This is a genomic window from Exiguobacterium artemiae (genome assembly GCF_033342815.1).
Classification (GTDB): domain Bacteria; phylum Bacillota; class Bacilli; order Exiguobacteriales; family Exiguobacteriaceae; genus Exiguobacterium_A; species Exiguobacterium_A artemiae_A.
Genome location: NZ_JAWPEN010000002.1, coordinates 53,180 through 68,602, shown reverse-complemented (window position 1 = coordinate 68,602; position 15,423 = coordinate 53,180). Strand labels below are relative to the sequence as shown.

Annotated in this window: 15 protein-coding genes and 1 riboswitch; of the genes, 7 read left to right on the top strand and 8 right to left on the bottom strand. The window is 48.2% G+C overall.

Going from position 1 to position 15,423, the window contains the following annotated elements:
- Window positions 1-6: 6 nt before the first annotated feature.
- From R7V76_RS02980 to R7V76_RS02970, 3 genes are read left to right on the top strand one after another with little or no spacing between them, the layout of a single operon-like run.
- Window positions 7-858 (top strand): GRP family sugar transporter, encoded by an 852-nt coding sequence (locus R7V76_RS02980; protein WP_290829520.1) that lies wholly within the window; start codon window positions 7-9, stop codon window positions 856-858.
- 18 nt (window positions 859-876) lie between these two features.
- Window positions 877-1,662 carry an SDR family oxidoreductase gene (locus R7V76_RS02975; RefSeq protein ID WP_290829141.1) on the top strand — a complete coding sequence of 262 codons (786 nt, stop codon included), beginning with the start codon at window positions 877-879 and terminating at the stop codon, window positions 1,660-1,662.
- Window positions 1,663-1,698: 36 nt separating this feature from the next.
- The gene (locus tag R7V76_RS02970; RefSeq protein ID WP_290829139.1) at window positions 1,699-2,670 is read left to right on the top strand and encodes a cation diffusion facilitator family transporter; all 972 of its coding nucleotides are present in this window, start codon (window positions 1,699-1,701) and stop codon (window positions 2,668-2,670) included.
- Window positions 2,671-2,769: 99 nt separating this feature from the next.
- Here the strand turns inward: R7V76_RS02970 and R7V76_RS02965 are convergent, their stop codons facing one another.
- The 3 genes from R7V76_RS02965 to R7V76_RS02955 form a co-directional block, all read right to left on the bottom strand.
- Window positions 2,770-3,510, bottom strand: coding sequence for a thermonuclease family protein (locus tag R7V76_RS02965; RefSeq protein WP_318091213.1), 741 nt, complete (start codon window positions 3,508-3,510; stop codon window positions 2,770-2,772).
- 101 nt (window positions 3,511-3,611) lie between these two features.
- Window positions 3,612-4,262 carry an SDR family NAD(P)-dependent oxidoreductase gene (locus R7V76_RS02960; protein WP_012369119.1) on the bottom strand — a complete coding sequence of 217 codons (651 nt, stop codon included), beginning with the start codon at window positions 4,260-4,262 and terminating at the stop codon, window positions 3,612-3,614.
- Between the two features lie 57 nt (window positions 4,263-4,319).
- Complete coding sequence (locus R7V76_RS02955; RefSeq protein ID WP_290829133.1) at window positions 4,320-4,586, bottom strand: DUF5327 family protein; 267 nt, start codon at window positions 4,584-4,586, stop codon at window positions 4,320-4,322.
- A 55-nt stretch (window positions 4,587-4,641) separates the two neighbouring features.
- Between R7V76_RS02955 and R7V76_RS02950 the strand changes: the two genes are divergently transcribed.
- Both R7V76_RS02950 and R7V76_RS02945 read left to right on the top strand, forming a co-directional pair.
- Window positions 4,642-5,610, top strand: coding sequence for a Gfo/Idh/MocA family oxidoreductase (locus R7V76_RS02950; RefSeq protein ID WP_318091212.1), 969 nt, complete (start codon window positions 4,642-4,644; stop codon window positions 5,608-5,610).
- 34 nt (window positions 5,611-5,644) lie between these two features.
- Window positions 5,645-7,303 (top strand): glycerol-3-phosphate dehydrogenase/oxidase, encoded by a 1,659-nt coding sequence (locus R7V76_RS02945; RefSeq protein ID WP_290829129.1) that lies wholly within the window; start codon window positions 5,645-5,647, stop codon window positions 7,301-7,303.
- Between the two features lie 51 nt (window positions 7,304-7,354).
- Here R7V76_RS02945 and R7V76_RS02940 read toward each other — a convergent pair whose 3' ends face one another.
- From R7V76_RS02940 to R7V76_RS02920, 5 genes are all read right to left on the bottom strand, one after another.
- Window positions 7,355-8,788: an amino acid permease gene (locus R7V76_RS02940; protein ID WP_318091211.1), complete on the bottom strand. Its 1,434-nt coding sequence runs from the start codon at window positions 8,786-8,788 to the stop codon at window positions 7,355-7,357.
- 230 nt (window positions 8,789-9,018) lie between these two features.
- Window positions 9,019-10,308 carry a DUF2252 domain-containing protein gene (locus R7V76_RS02935; RefSeq protein WP_318091210.1) on the bottom strand — a complete coding sequence of 430 codons (1,290 nt, stop codon included), beginning with the start codon at window positions 10,306-10,308 and terminating at the stop codon, window positions 9,019-9,021.
- Window positions 10,309-10,376: 68 nt separating this feature from the next.
- On the bottom strand, window positions 10,377-11,324 hold the full coding sequence (gene msrA / locus R7V76_RS02930) for a peptide-methionine (S)-S-oxide reductase MsrA (RefSeq protein ID WP_290829122.1): 948 nt from the start codon (window positions 11,322-11,324) through the stop codon (window positions 10,377-10,379).
- A 69-nt stretch (window positions 11,325-11,393) separates the two neighbouring features.
- Window positions 11,394-11,576, bottom strand: coding sequence for a hypothetical protein (locus R7V76_RS02925; protein WP_012369112.1), 183 nt, complete (start codon window positions 11,574-11,576; stop codon window positions 11,394-11,396).
- A 126-nt stretch (window positions 11,577-11,702) separates the two neighbouring features.
- On the bottom strand, window positions 11,703-13,181 hold the full coding sequence (locus R7V76_RS02920; RefSeq protein WP_290829119.1) for an amino acid permease: 1,479 nt from the start codon (window positions 13,179-13,181) through the stop codon (window positions 11,703-11,705).
- A 128-nt stretch (window positions 13,182-13,309) separates the two neighbouring features.
- Window positions 13,310-13,494: riboswitch (Lysine riboswitch) on the bottom strand.
- Between the two features lie 174 nt (window positions 13,495-13,668).
- Here R7V76_RS02920 and R7V76_RS02915 point away from each other — a divergent pair.
- Window positions 13,669-14,118, top strand: a complete 450-nt coding sequence (locus tag R7V76_RS02915; protein ID WP_318091209.1) for a MarR family winged helix-turn-helix transcriptional regulator — start codon at window positions 13,669-13,671, stop codon at window positions 14,116-14,118.
- 191 nt (window positions 14,119-14,309) lie between these two features.
- Window positions 14,310-15,401, top strand: coding sequence for a diguanylate cyclase domain-containing protein (locus R7V76_RS02910; RefSeq protein ID WP_318091208.1), 1,092 nt, complete (start codon window positions 14,310-14,312; stop codon window positions 15,399-15,401).
- Window positions 15,402-15,423: the final 22 nt, after the last annotated feature.

Here is a 15,423-nt window from a genome sequence, read left to right as displayed (position 1 = left end):
CACTTGATTGATATCTTAATTGCGCTCGTACCTGCCTTGATGTGGGGGAGTCTTCCATTGGTCGTCTCCAAAATCGGTGGTTCGACGGAACAACAAATTATCGGAACGACACTTGGGGCTTTAGCGTTCGCCATCATCACATTCTTTTTTGTCAGCCCTGAACTTTCGACGACAGCCTGGGTCGCCGGATTCTTCTCCGGTGCTTTTTGGGCCCTTGGCCAGATGAATCAGTTCGCAGCTTTTAAACAGATGGGTGTCTCGAAAACGATGCCGATTTCAACCGGGATGCAACTCGTCGGGACGTCTCTGTTCGGTGTTCTCGCTTTTGGCGAGTGGTCGAACCGGACTGCTTTGATTCTCGGTATCAGTGCACTTGTCTTAATCGTGGCCGGTGCCGCTTTCACTTCTTATAAAGAAGATAAAAGCAAACAGGATGAAAATATCGGAAAAGGTTTACTGTTGCTTCTCATTTCGACAGTCGGTTATGTCGGCTATGTCGTCATCGCCCGTTGGTTCAACATCAACGGCTGGGAAGCTGTCTTGCCGCAAGCCATCGGTATGGTCATCAGTGCCGTTCTATTGTCTTTACGTAAAGGAAACCTGTTCACGAAAAAAACAGCCGGCAACACGATTGGCGGTCTCATGTGGGCAGTCGGTAACATTGCTCTGCTGTTTGCTACTGCCAAAGTTGGTGTCGCAACGAGCTTCTCGCTGTCACAAACCGGTGTCGTCATCTCGACAATCGGTGGTGTCGTCTTGTTAAAAGAAGCGAAAACAAAAAAAGAAATGACATTTGTCATCATCGGCTGTATTTTGGTCGTCGTCGGTGGCATCATGATTGGATTTACGAAGCAATAATAAGGAGGAGTTCATATTATGTATAACAGTCTAAAAGGGAAAGTCGCGGTCGTTACCGGTGGATCAATGGGGATTGGCGAAGCAATCATCCGCCGCTATGCGGAAGAAGGAATGCGTGTCGTCATCAATTACCGGAGTCACCCGGAAGAAGCGAACAAAATTGCAGAAGACATCAAACAAGCCGGCGGTGAAGCCCTAACCGTTCAAGGAGATGTCTCAAAAGAAGAGGACATGATCAACCTCGTTAAACAGACGGTCGACCACTTTGGTCAGCTTGATGTTTTCGTCAATAATGCCGGTGTCGAAATGCCGTCACCCTCTCATGAAATGTCACTGGAAGACTGGCAAAAGGTTATCGACGTCAACTTGACCGGTGCCTTCCTCGGTGCACGGGAAGCTCTTAAATACTTCGTTGAGCATAACGTCAAAGGGAATATCATTAATATGTCGAGCGTACACGAAATCATCCCGTGGCCGACGTTTGTGCACTATGCTGCGAGCAAAGGCGGCGTCAAACTGATGACCCAAACACTTGCAATGGAATACGCACCAAAAGGCATTCGTATCAATGCGATTGGACCGGGCGCGATCAATACACCGATCAATGCCGAGAAGTTCGAGGATCCGAAACAACGTGCCGATGTCGAAAGCATGATCCCAATGGGTAATATCGGAAAACCGGAAGAAATTTCTGCAGTCGCTGCATGGCTTGCTTCCGATGAAGCAAGTTACGTGACAGGGATTACCTTGTTTGCGGACGGCGGCATGACACTTTATCCATCATTCCAGGCTGGACGCGGGTAACCCCCGCGTTTCTGCTCTCTAAAGGGAGGAACCTTCATGTCGAACTTTTTTACTCTGCTCAGGCGTGGGAATAAATCGGCTCTCGCTGCTGCCATCGTCAATACGGTTATCGCTATTATCAAATTCGTCGCTTACATCTTGACGGGGAATGTCGCCATGTTTGCAGAAATGATGCATACGATCGGTGACGCAGCCAACCAGTTTTTTGTTTATGTCGGATCGGCATTAAGTAAAAAAGCACCGACCAAACGGTTCCCGAATGGATTCGGTCGACTCGTCAACCTTGTTTTACTGGCCGCCATCCTTGTGGTTGCCATTCTTGCTTACGAAACCATCCGTGAAGGTGTCCTGCACATCCTGCATGCTCCGGGTGATAAGACAAGCGGCCTTTGGATCATCCTGACCGCACTCGGAATCGGCGTTGTGCTTGAAGTCGGTGTGTTTTACAAAGCGATGACTGAGATTGCCCATGAGACGGGATTAAAATCCCGTGGTCTGATGCTGGTCGGTCAAAGCTTTGCCAACTTATCGCAGGCAAAACCGGCGACACGACTCGTCTTCATGGAAGATTTAGTCGCGACGCTCGGTGGTGTCATCGCCATCATTGCCGTCCTAATTTCGCATTATACGTCGTTTTATCAGGCAGAAGGAATTGCTTCGATTTTGATCGGCTTGATGATGTTCTATGTCGTCTATAATGTCTTTATTCAAAATGCTGCCGGTGCGCTTGGTGAGATTGATGAAGTACTGACGGCAAAAATCGGAGAAATCCTGATGCGTGATCCGGACGTTCGTGATATCGAAAAACTTGAAGTCATCAAAGAAGGGGATCATTTCCACGTCGAGATTGAGATCGAAGTTGATCCCGGACTGACAATTGCTCAAGCAGATGATATTAAAGATCGTCTTGAACTGCAGATCCGGATTCTCAAAGGAATCACGGATGTGACGATTTCCTTTGATGAAGATGATAAGATTCAACATTATCAACCGCCTACACAACCGTAACGTACAAAGAAGCTGACTCAAAATTCAATTTCTACAAAGATAAGGGTGGCAGAATAATAATCTGCCACCCTTATCTTTTTGGCGTCATCCTCTGTTCAGTCAGTTCGCCGCCCGGACGAATCCGGCTTCTTTCGCTTCCCGTTCACTGCAAAACATCTCTTCCGGATTCACTTCATCATATGAACGTCCCCCTTGGACGTGATAGATTTTCTTTCCTTGGCGGTTGATATTACCTTTGATGTCGCCGCAGTCTGTTGACTCTGCCGATGTTCCTTTCATGACCGAAGTATCGAATCCGCGATCCGTCGCATATCCGTTTGTCTGCCAGACTCCTAACTTTTCCCCTTTTGCTTCATCTTCGATTTTCTGAAATGTCTCGACGTACCGGGTATCCGGCTCATAAATATAGGCGACCCGTGCCAACCCTTTTCGTAACAGTTCCTGATTGATCATTTTCCCGTCCGCCCAAACGTACGCCAGCAATCGACCGTACCGGTCTGCTTTCGATTCATCGCGTTCGAGCAATACCTCACTGCCTGCCGGTAACGCTTCTTTTGTAAAGCGTGATGCTTCCGGACCATACGGTTGAACCGGCTTTTCCGGATTCACGGTTTCCGGTGTGTCGATCAATAAAAAGCGGACATCTTCCGTTTGACCATTCTTCAGCCGGACTTTTACCGTATCCCCGTCGATGACACGCTCGACGACGGCTTCTGTTACTTTCGCTTCATCCGGTTGTCGGATGCCCGTCTGTTGATCACCCGGTTCAGAATCCAGTGCGCATCCGCTCAAAAATAGGATCGTCATTACTAAAAATAGTTGAGATAACACCCGTTTCATGGGTTTCCCCCCTCCCATCGGATTCAAAAAGGCGCCGACATCAGACGCGTCGACGCTTTCCAGTCTAAATCGTATCTCCTGTTACTTGTGTCGCTTCCCGATTACTTTGCTTCGAGGACCTTTTCGACATCCGTACGGTTCGTATACAACGTATAAAAGGCTTCCGCAACATTTTTCGGATCCAGTGCCGTTCCGCGTTTGACTTCACCGGCAATCGTCACGGTCCCGACATAGACATTGTCGTCTTTCAACGTATCATGCAACATATGCGTCAGTTGACGGACACCGGCTTTCCCGATCGACAGACCCGGCAAAGATTTAATCGCATGGAGTGCTGCTCCGCCGCCTGTAATTAAGATGGCTCCGTCTTTTCGTGCCACCATATCCGGTGCGACGATTTGTGCAGCATGCAACGCTCCGAGAACATCAATTTCAAATTCTTTCGTAATCTGCTCAGCTGATACCTCAAGCACAGAAGCTTGGTGCAGGATCGACGCGTTATAAACGAGGACATCCACTTGTCCGTACTGTTCTTTCGTCCATTCCACGAGCGATTCGAGATCGGCACGACGTGAGGCATCACATTCGACGCCAACTGCTTCAATCCCTTGTTCTTTCAGCTCCGTGATGACGGCTGCCAGTGTTTCCTGTGTCCGTGCGGCGCAGACGACTTGGAAGCCTTCTTTACCGAACCGCTTACTGATTTCGGCTCCGTTTCCCGGACCTGCTCCGATGACGATGACTGTTTTCATATTCTGTTCCCCCTTATTTTTTCCTTTTACTCTATTCCCACATTTGATTTGATTTACTCAAAAATCAAGCAGCGAGGGCCCTTTTTCTTCTTTTTCCGGAGCGACTCCCATGAAGCGGGCCAACATCGGATCGACTTCGGGCGGTTTCGGTTGAGTGGTCGGCGTGATGACCGAAGGCGCTCCCGCGCTTTGCGGTTGATCCAGCAGTAATTCACAGTAGGCTTTCATCGCCGCAATTTGCTCGATTTGACCCGTTCCGCTCGACTGCTCGATTTTTGACATCGTCTGACGCATTTTTTCAATGACTTGTTGTTCTGTAATCATCTTGCTCACCTCATATGATAGATTGAATGTATTAACCGAAAAGGAAGTGTCCTCCATGATTCGTACTGCTTTAATTGGTTTTGGACTTGCCGGCGAAAATCTGCATGCCCCGTATCTTACACCACCTGATTATCAACTTGTTGCAGTTCAGTCCAGTCGTCCGGAAGCAGTCGCCGCCCGTTATCCCGATGTGCCGGTGTATTCTTCGCTTGCAGCGTTATTAGCTGCTGAAACGGTTGAACTGGTCGTGATCGCGACACCGAATGCTGAACATTATCCCCTCGCCAAGACAGCGTTACTTGCCGGCTGTCATGTCCTGGTCGAGAAGCCGTTTACGGTCACCTTGACGGAAGCCGAACAGCTGACAGACCTTGCACGTCAGCAAAATCGATTACTGACAGTTTACCATAACCGCCGTTATACAAAAGACTTCCAAACGTTGCTCGGACTGGTGCAAGCCGACGAACTGGGCGTCGTTCAGACCTTCGAAGCCCACTATGACCGCTATCGTCCGACCGTCCGGGCACGCTGGCGGGAACAGGACGTCCCAGGCGCCGGTCTGCTTTACGATTTAGGTTCTCACTTAATTGACCAGGCGTTGATGTTGTTCGGTGAACGACCGGATCGCGTCTTTTGTGATCAGACGATCCAACGTCCGGACGGTCCGGTCGAAGACTACACGCATCTGATTCTCGCTTTCGGAACGCGCCGCGCCATTCTGCACATCGGATCACTCGTTCCGGCACCCGGTCCTTCGCTCGCCGTCCACGGTACAAAAGCGAGTTATTTCGTCGACAGTGTGGATACGAAACGCTCGACGTACACATGGGGAAGACCTGAACAGCCTTTAGAAGAACGCCCCTTCGTCGATTCGGGTTTTGCCGACTACTATCATGATTTGGCACAAGCCTTACGTCATGAGTCCCCTCTTGCCGTCACAACGGAACAAGCTCTGCTCGTCATGAAAATTATTGATTGTGCTCAAAAAAGTGTAAAAGAGGGTACATGGATAGAAGTAGATTAATTAATCCATTTCAGACGAACAGGGGGAATTATGCATGTTTTCAAGTACGGAACGAACAGCATGGCTGGAAGAGATGGGACAGGAATTGCTTGATGTATTAGTCATTGGTGGCGGCATTACAGGTGCCGGGATTTTACTCGATGCTCAAAGCCGGGGTATGCGGACCGGGTTGATTGAGATGCAGGATTTCGCAGAAGGGACATCAAGCCGCTCGACGAAACTCGTGCACGGGGGCTTACGTTACCTAAAGCAATTTGAAATCAAGTTAGTCGCAGAAGTCGGGAAAGAACGGGCCATCGTTTATGAAAATGCGCCGCACGTCACGACACCTGAATGGATGATGTTACCGCTTGTCGAAGGCGGGACATTCGGCAGCTTTTCGACGTCGATCGGTTTGCGGGTCTACGACCAATTGGCAGGTGTCAGACGCCATGAACGACGGACGATGTTATCAAAAGAAGAAACACTCCGATATGAACCGCTGTTACGGTCGGAACATCTTGTCGGAGGCGGACGGTATGTTGAATATAAAACAGACGATGCCCGATTAACGGTCGAAGTATTAAAAGCTGCGGTCGGATACGGCGGACGTGCCGTGAACTATACGAAGGCTGAGTCTCTCGTCTACCATAACGGGAAAGTCGTCGGTGTCGAAGTACAGGACGTCTTAACCGGTAAGACTTATACAATCCGGGCGAAAAAAATCATTAATGCAACCGGTCCATGGGTGGATGAATTACGCGAAAAAGACGGTTCAAAATCCGGCAAATCGCTTCATCTGACGAAAGGGATTCATCTCGTCATCGATCAAGCCCACTTTCCGCTTCAACAGGCGGTTTACTTTGATGTTCCGGACGGCCGGATGATTTTCGCGATTCCCCGTGAAGGAAAAACGTACGTCGGTACGACAGACACGAACTATCAGGGTGATATTCTCGAGCCGGGTGTAACGGAAGAGGACCGTGATTATATCCTCGATGCGACCAATAAGATGTTTAACGTTGATCTTCAGCCGGAACATGTCGAGTCCACTTGGTCCGGTCTGCGTCCGTTAATTCACGAAGACGGCAAAGATCCAAGTGAACTGTCACGAAAAGATGAAATCTTCGTTTCGAAATCCGGTCTGATGTCGATTGCCGGCGGAAAATTGACAGGCTACCGTAAGATGGCGGAACGAATCATTGATATGGTGGCGGATCAGTTCAAGGAAGAAGAAAACCGGATTTACCTGACTTCCCGGACTCATGATATCCTGCTTGGCGGCGGTCACCCTGACGGCAGTAAAGGATTTGCCCGTTACTTGAAAGAACAGCAGCCGAAAGGTGAAGCGCTTGGACTCTCTCCAAAAGAATCGACCTGGTTGATTCAACGTTACGGTACGGATGTTGAACGTGTCTTTGAATTAATCCGTTCGCGCGGAAGTGAGGCGGAACGTTATCAACTTCCCCTTCACTGGTTCGGAGGATTATTATACGGACTCGAAGCGGAACTCGTCATGCAACCGGGTGATTTCCTGAACCGGCGTGCTTCTGCTGTCTTCTTCGATTTCCCGAATGCTGAAAAGCATGCCGACGGTGTTCTCGCTTTAATGCGAAGCGAACTCGGCTGGTCAGCGGAAGAAGAAGCGAAAGCCAATGCCAGCATCCAACGTGAGTTTGATGCCGTTCGAATCAAAACGTCTTTACCATCTTAATCTTCTGTTTATCACAACAAAAAATGCGACCCCTCACGGGATCGCATTTTTTTATTTATCGTCCGAAGCTGCGAGTTCAGCAGCCGGCATGTTTTCCGGTGCCAGTTTCGAGTTCTTCCGGGCAAATGCGAAGTACAGGACAAGTCCAATCGCCAGCCAGATGAAGAAAGCAATCCATGTTTCGAGTTTCAAGTTGAACATCAAGAAGAGACAAGAAGCGATTGCTGCGATTGGCACATACGGCATTCCCGGGCATTTGAATGCACGTGGAAGATCCGGTTGTGTTTTACGAAGGATCAAGACTGCTACAGAGATCAGGACGAATGCTGCAAGTGTTCCCATGTTAACGAGGTTCGCGATGACATCAAGCGGAACGAGTCCTGCGACTGTCGCACTTCCGAGACCGATCATCCATGTTGCTTTGAATGGTGTTTTGTATTTGGGATGTACTTCCGAGAATACTTTCGGGAACATGCCGTCACGTGAGATGGCAAATGCTAAACGTACCATTCCGTATGTCATGACGAGGATAACCGTTGTGATTCCGAGAATCGCACCTAAATCGATAAATCCTGCAACCCAGTTTTGTCCTGCCATTTGAATCGCGAGTGAGACCGGGTGATCGACGCCCGCAAATTTTTGGTACGGGACGATTCCTGTCATGATCGCTGCAACGATGACGTAAAGGACTGTACAGACAGCAAGGGAACCGATGATACCGCGTGGCAAGTTCTTTTGCGGCTCACGTACTTCTTCTGCTGCCGATGTAACAGCATCAAATCCGATGTAAGCAAAGAAGACGATGGCTGCTCCGGAGAAGACGCCGCCCCATCCGAACGGAGTAAATGGTGCCCAGTTCGTCGGTTCAACATAGCCGACACCAACGACGATGAATAAGACAACGACTGCTAGTTTAATGATAACCATGATGTTGTTGACGCGTTTTGTTTCTTTAATCCCCATCGATAACAGGGCTGTAATGGCAAGTAAAATCAGGAAGGCCGGTAAGTTGAAGAACGTTTTTGCGCCTTCTATCGCGCCGGGAGCTGCTGAGAGTGCCGTCGGAAGATGAATACCGAATCCACCGAGTAAGGACTGGAAGTAACCCGACCACCCTGCCGCAACGGCACTGGAGGCGAGTCCATATTCCAAGATTAAGTTCCAACCGATGATCCAGGCAAAAATTTCTCCCATCGTGGCATACGTATACGTGTAGACGGAACCACTGACCGGAATCGTCGAAGCGAATTCCGCATAAGCGAGTGCTGCTAACCCACAGGCAATGGCAGATAAAATGAATGAGACGATAAGACCAGGTCCTGCTGTCAATGCTCCTGTTCCGGTTAGGACGAAAATCCCTGTACCAATGATGGCGCCAATTCCTAAAAACGTTAAATCCATTGCGCCAAGATTTCGAGCAAGTCCACTGTTACGTTGACTCGCAGCAATCATAGCGGAAACATCTTTTTTCCGCGTCAAACTCATGATGATACTCCCCCTGTTGTGTGTTTAGTTCGAATTACAAAAAAGTTTTGCAATTACTTAATCCAAAATTTACGAAGTTTTCAGATAAATTGATATAGGTCATTAGACCCATTTGTAGAATGCGTTTCGCTTACATGATTTTTTATTCATCAAAAAATTCCTTCGTATCCCAGTATGAACTGGTATTCAGAAGGAATCTTTCCCTAATAAAAGGTCTTCGAAAATAGTGTTCAGCGGTTAGCTAACCAACTTAAAAACACTTGGAAATCAAGCGTTGTCCGCGCTGCATAGGCACTTGACCACCGCTGAATTTGACGAATGAACTCAGCGTCCGATACACCGATGGATTCGATGATGACGACGTCTGCATGATGATGTAAGATATCGACATCAATTCCCGCATCCATGTCGGCCCGCGCGTGGATTTTGGCGGTAATTTGACCTTGAATGGAAAGGACGTTTTCGAGGTCATCCTGGCTTTTGATGTGCTTGACTTTCAACTTTTTTTTGTATGGGGAACGTTCCCGGACATAATATTCTTTCCCTTGCATCGTCACGTAACCGAGATACGGATCTTCATGTGCCTGCATCGCCTTTTGTGAAGTCACGATCCGACGACCTTGGTGAACCGTTTCAACTTCTTGCAAATAGGCGGGTACAAACAGTGACGGAACGGATGACTGGGCTTGTTTCATCTCAAGAATCAGGTCTTCATGCTCTCCACCTGTTCCTTCGACCAAAATATAGTAGCGCTCAAGACCAATCGAAGCCGTTCCGCTGTCGAGCTTATAGACAATATCCTTGATGGCGTAGAATCCATCTTCCTGCCGATCCTCAGCATCGATGGATGCGATGTACTCCGGCCAAACCGCTTCAATTGCTGTGTAAGCGGAAGAATCAAGCCGATTCATATCCGGTAAGTCGGCGAACCGGCGTTGTCCGTCGACGACCGTCGTCCGCTCTCCGAGTAATTCCGCTTTCTTTTTCTCCGCTTTTTTGATCAATTTACGGATCGGTCCTTTTGTATTGTCAGTCGTAAAACAGACTTTGCTTGGATTTTTTCCTTTCGCATATTGGCGTAAGTCATCTAAGTAGTGTTGAACATAGGCGGCAATGGCCGGCTTGGCATCATATCCGGCTTCTTCTGCGAACAGTTGAACCGAGACGGCCATCCGGATTAAATCGTACAGGTAGGATCCGAGATACCCTTCGTCAAAGTCATTGACGTCATAAATGATTTCTCCTTTGGCATTGCCGTGGACTCCAAAATTTTCGAAGTGGAGATCCCCTTGAATCCAGGTCGGTGTCTCAGGCGGCGTATCAAATCCGAGCGGAATCCGGGTCACGTCATAATAAAACAAATGGGAACTGCCGCGGAAAAAGAGAAACGGACTTGCACTCATCTTTTGATACTTCGTTTGCCGTGCCGCTTCATCGAGTCCGCGGACTTCATGATCGTAGAAATCGAGTACTTTCGAGATTGTCAGTTGCCGAATTTCCTCATAGACTTGCGTGAACATGGAAAACCCTCCTTTGTCTAGAAAAAAAGACAGCAAAACGAGTCCGCTTTGCTGCCTGTCTGTTACCTTCATTCGAAGTGTTTTTTATATTCCCCGTATCCCGCCGAATCAAGCTCTTCTACCGGAATAAATCGGAGTGCTGCCGAATTGATGCAGTAGCGGAGACCTCCAAGTTCAGTTGGACCGTCATCAAAGATGTGGCCAAGATGACTGTCCGCATTCGCAGAACGGACTTCTGTCCGCGTCATGCCATGCGTCGTATCGAGTTCGACTTCCATCTTGTCCTCGGAAATCGGTTTAGCGAAACTCGGCCATCCGCAGTTTGAATTAAACTTGTCTTTCGACGTAAAGAGCGGTGTCCCGTCGACGATATCAACGTAAAGACCCGGTCGCTCCTCATCCCAGTATTCATTGCGGAAAGCGGGCTCTGTCCCGTTCTCCTGCGTAACTTTATACTGGATCGGTGTCAGGCGTTGTTTCAACTCCTGCTCCTTGCCTTGATCTTTCCAGGCTTCTTTGACGAATTTGGCACGTCCCGATCCGACACTGTACATCTGATAACGGAACGGATTTTTTTTGTAATAATCCTGATGGTACTCCTCTGCCGGCCAGAACGGTTTGGCCGGACGGATATCAACAGCTACCGGACGCGAGAAACGACCTGACGCATCAAGCGCCGCTTTCGAACGTTCTGCCGCCTGTTTTTGATCTTCATCGACATAAAAGATGGCCGGTTCGTAAGACTGACCGCGGTCGTTGAACTGTCCTCCGCCATCCGTCGGATCAATTTGCCGCCAAAAAATTTCAAGCAACTCATCATATGTGATGACCGACGGATCATACGTGACTTCCACCGCTTCTAAATGTCCTGTCGTTTCAGAACAGACCTCTTTATAAGTCGGGTTTTCTGTATGACCACCTGTATAACCGGAAATGACTTGTTCGACACCATCATATTTATGAAATGGCTTAACCATGCACCAGAAACAGCCACCTGCGAATATTGCTTTTGCCATCTAGCTTCCCCTCCTCTGTATAGGTCTATTTTAACGCGTTCCGTGCGGCTACCCTACTATCTTGCTCAGTCAATCTTCGGGATTCGCTTTTAAGCGGCGCATGACAAAATAAATCGCCGCAAACACTAAAATCAATCCACCGAACGAATACCACATGTTATTCATGCGGTAGAGCATCTGATAGATCGCTAACGTCACAAGTAAAATCGCAATCGGGATGAATGCCCGTTTAAAGTGATACCAATAGTTCACTGAGTTCGCCTCCATTTTTCTTTTATCTTAATCGATTTCTCACCGTTTGATACGTTTTCCAAATGATTTCTTTTTCAGAAGGCAATAAAAAAATCGACTCCGTTTAAAACGGAATCGACTTTTCACTTATGGACGCGGATGCTCCGGGAATTCCATTTCTTCATAAGGAACGACCGATGTCCGATTTTTAAATTTATGACCTAACCAAAATGCAAGGAATAACGGGATACCGACATATGTTGCGGCAATTCCCACCCAGTCAATTTGATCCGCGAGGAACGCGGCGTAGTTTTGACCGACGATGACGAGAAAACAAAGTCCGAACGCAAAGAGCGGTCCAAACGGGAAAGCAGGTGCCACGTACGGTAAATCACTGAGCGAATGACCTTGTGCCAGGAATCCTTTACGGAAACGGTAATGGCTGATTGCGATACCGAGCCATGCGATGAAACCGGTCATCCCTGATGCATTCAACAGCCACAGATATACTTGACCGCCGAACATCGATGTCAGGAAGCAAAGTGCTCCGATGGCACCTGTTGCGAGCAAGGCATTACGGGGAACACCATTTTTTGAGACTTGTGCGAACAATTTCGGTGCATCACCTTGGCGGGCCAACGTATACAGCATCCGTGTCGACGCATACATACCGGAGTTTCCTGCCGATAAGACAGACGTCAGGATAACAGCGTTCATCAATGCTGCCGAGAACGCAAGACCGGCTTTTTCAAAGACAAGTGTAAACGGACTGACCGCTACATCGGTAATATCATTCGAAACAAGGTTCGGGCTTGTGTACGGAATCAACATTCCGATGACGAAAATCGCAAACACATAAAATAGAAGAATCCGCCAAAAGACTTGTTTCACAGCTTTCGGAACGTTTTTCTTCGGATCTTCGGATTCACCTGCCGCGATTCCGACAAGTTCTGTTCCTTGGAAACTGAAACCGGCAACCAGGATGATACCGATGACGGCCGGGATGCCTCCGACGAACGGCGCATCACCTAATGCAAAGTTTTTAAAGCCGACCGGTGCTTCTGATGTGAAGACACCGAAGATCATGGCGACTCCGACGATCAGGAAGATGATGACTGTGACGACCTTGATCATCGCGAACCAGTATTCGGCTTCACCGAATCCTTTAACGGAGAAATAGTTTAAACCAATCATCAGTAATAAGAAGATGGCGCTGAAATAAAAACCTGGAACATCCGGAAACCAGTAACTCATGACGATTTGCGCCGCAACGAGTTCTACGGCGATCGTGACTGCCCAGTTGTACCAGTAGTTCCAGCCTAATGCAAAACCAAACGACGGGTCGACGAATTTCGCGCCGTAGGTCGAGAATGAACCGGCGACCGGCATGTACGCTGCCATCTCACCAAGACTTGTCATCAGGAAATACACCATGAGTCCGACGACAGCATAGGACAACAATGCACCGCCCGGACCGGCCGCAGCGACGGATGCACCGGAGGCAATGAATAGACCGGTTCCGATTGCACCGCCAATCGCGATCATCGACATGTGGCGGGCTTGCAGACCGCGTTTTAGTCCTTCTTCGGTTGAATCGAGTTTTCTTTGGGGTTGTAAAGTATTCATCTCATTCGCTTCTCTCTTTTTTAAATTTTTGAGAGGACACTTTTTGAAAAAAAACAAAAAGCGCCCTCATCTTCCAGAAGGAAGATGAGAACGCAACATAGTAAAAGGATGCGCCCCATTCTACCGTCGTGAAAGATAGCTCCCCACAAGTCATGCCTGACCTGTGACAGTATTAGACCTGTTCGATCTAATCCCAATCGATCATCTTCAAAGCGATGATTGATTTCGGCAATTCTTCCTTTTCAATCACCTCATCTGCCGCTTGACGACATCCGTGACTGTACTTATAAGAACTGCAACCTCCATCCCACTGGTTGAGTGAGAACTAATTAAGTTAGTTATAGTTTCGTTATTACCTCGTCATGTTACACAAAACGTCTTTAAATTGTCAATTCTTTTTTTGAAATGTCCGCTATTCGTGGTAAAATTCCGTAATTTTTAGTACACTAAATTATAGAAGTTAACCGAGAGAAAGGATGTTGCTTGAATGCCACAAGAACGTGATCAACTGACTTATCGATTAGAGGAACAAATGCGGATCATTCTCCGGACATTGCGCCGTGAACTCAACCGACTGTTTGAAGGGACCGCCACGCGAAGTGAATTTTTCATTTTACGCAGTCTGTCCGAAAATGGTCCCCAACGTCCGACTCTACTCGCAGAGCAGTTTGAGCTTGCGACAAGTCAGGTAACAGCTTTGACTGATCGTTTGTACAAAGCCGGATTCGTCACGCGGACGCGTTCGACGGATGACAGAAGATCGATTGTTTTAGCACTGACGGACGAAGGAGAAGCCGCTTTCCGCGAACTTGAAGTCGTCCGCCGGAAATATCTCCAAGAGCGTTTCGGCACCCTGACGGAAGAAGAGCTGAATGCGATGGTTCTCGTCTTCGATAAGATCCTCTTAACGATGGATGAAGAAGCGATTTCTTCCTAAAAATTACTTTCAAAAAAATATTTATTTTTTTCTCCGACAAAGTTCACTTGACTGTGTACTTTGTCTTTTTTATTGACTTTAGCATCTTTCGCTAAACATTTTTCCATTTCTTGCCGTTAGTAAAATGGGTATACTGGAACTATCTTATTGGAAATGCGTTTACGAGGAGCTGGGAGGATTTGTTGTCCATCATGAATAATTTCATCATCAATTTTTGTCTACTGTTTACAACGATTACTCTTTTGTTTCTTCCTTTTCGAAATCACCCGCGGATTACACCGAACACGAATCTGAACGTTCGACTCGTTTTAGGTGGTCTCGCCGGTCTGATTTCTGTCCTTCTAATGTTCAACAGCATCCAGATTGATATTGCCCGGGTCGACTTACGAATTGTCCCCGTTGTCATCGCCATGATGTTCGGCGGATTACCGAGTGCCCTCGTCACCGGTGCGATGATTATCGTGACACGTTTTATACTGACACCGGTCGAACAAATGGATGCCGCTGTCGTGTCAACAATCGTCATCGGAGTGTTCATCCTGACGATTGCTGTCGTTCGCCGCTACATCCGGATGACCTTCTGGAACTTTGAACTGATGATCGGCATCGGTATCGTCTATTCGTTACCGGCCATCTACCTGTTGACGAACAGTTGGGCGACCTTCATCGAAATCTCGCTGGCTTACATATTCTTTAACCTGATTGCCGGTTTCGTGACCTATCGTTTGTTGACGGAATTACGACGACATTTTGAAAATATCCAGTACCAGCAAAAGCTCGCCATGACGGATGCCTTGACAGGACTCGCCAACCGCCGCCGGCTGGATGATTCCCTGTCGCTCGTTGGTTCAGCGGAAGAAGGCTACTCTCTTATCTTGATTGACATTGATTTCTTTAAGCACGTCAACGATACATATGGTCATGACGCCGGTGACGATGTCTTACGGCAACTCGGGACGACGTTAGCCTCACTGGCACGACCGGATGATCTGGTCGGACGTTACGGCGGTGAAGAATTTTTAATCATTCTCCCGAACACCTCACTCGCCGATGCGAAGAGCATCGCGGAACTTGCCCGGACGACCGTTGCCCGAAATCTGTTCCCGACGACAGCCGTCCCTGATCTGCAGATTACGATTTCTCTCGGCATCGCGCACTCGAGCAGCTCGCACACGTCTCTTGAAGCCTTACAGCAGGCAGATAAAGCGCTGTATCACTCGAAGGACAGTGGACGCAACCGGAGCACGACCTATACCAAACAATTGCAACTCGAACAGGCCTGATTCCCGCCCTTTCCCGTCATCC